The sequence below is a fragment of the Bacteroides sp. LFL-34 genome, assembly GCF_027257075.1.
Classification (GTDB): domain Bacteria; phylum Bacteroidota; class Bacteroidia; order Bacteroidales; family Bacteroidaceae; genus Bacteroides; species Bacteroides ovatus.
The window spans coordinates 1-816 of record NZ_JAPQKZ010000149.1; the positions used below are offsets into that span (position 1 = coordinate 1).

The window sequence follows — 816 nt, forward strand, 5'->3', positions numbered from 1 at the left end:
GGAAAAATACTACCCGAAAGGCTGGAGATTTTTCCAGAAAACAGGAGGCTTGACCTTGCTTTCCCGTACAATCCCGGAGTTACCTTTGCACCCAGCACGAAAATGACTGCCTGATGCGGCTCACTGAAAGGCGCGAAAATGGAGGTAAACGGAAGTGGAGGCAGATTAGACAGGAAAACTTCAAAAGAGAAATCCGTGAAAAAGACATCCCCAACAGAAAAGAACATAGCCGGTAGCGTGAAACCGAGCAAACCATCGGCAAGGAAGTATGTTTTTATCTGTTTGGCCAAACGTGTTTGGTCGGATGGATAAAATCATTCTTCCCGGTTTGTCTGCCGTGAGTGACGGCTTGTTCCATTTATGGAATGTGCGGTCATACACGGCTTTCCGCTTCCGGCTCAAAAGGACAACGAAAAAAGAAAAATCGTCAAAACCCCGTAAAAGCACCTCTTTGGCATAAGCACAAAAGAAAGGGGCCTTGTCTCATCAGTCTAAACTATTGTTTAGGCGTGAGGCAAAGCCCTTTTCTCCGCTTATGCGGCAGTCGGCACACGTTCGTTCAAAATCTTTTTGGGCGATGGTGTGCTGACGGATAAAATCGCTTTTACGGAAAAACTTGTGTGAGAAGAAAAAATCAGGAGATTCATTTCTAAATCTCCCGTTTTATTGTTACTTTTGCATACGAAGAGTTCTTTGAAGGTTACGCAACGCACAGAAGAATAATGCAGTAGATAACTAACTAATTCGTAACCTATTACTATTATGAGCGATTACCCAATGCTCATTTCCAATAAATTACACTCTTTTCGTAACTTC

At 43.3% G+C, this 816-nt stretch carries 2 protein-coding genes; one reads left to right on the forward strand and one right to left on the reverse strand.

From position 1 onward, the window contains the following. Nucleotides 1-290 (reverse strand): hypothetical protein (locus N5O98_RS27305; protein ID WP_117677896.1); only part of this gene is annotated, 290 nt, incomplete at its 3' end. 14 nt (nucleotides 291-304) lie between these two features. Between N5O98_RS27305 and N5O98_RS27310 the strand changes: the two genes are divergently transcribed. After that, a complete protein-coding gene (locus tag N5O98_RS27310) occupies nucleotides 305-460 on the forward strand; it encodes a hypothetical protein (protein WP_004314171.1) in 156 nt (51 codons plus the stop codon). The last annotated feature ends 356 nt before the right edge of the window (nucleotides 461-816 follow it).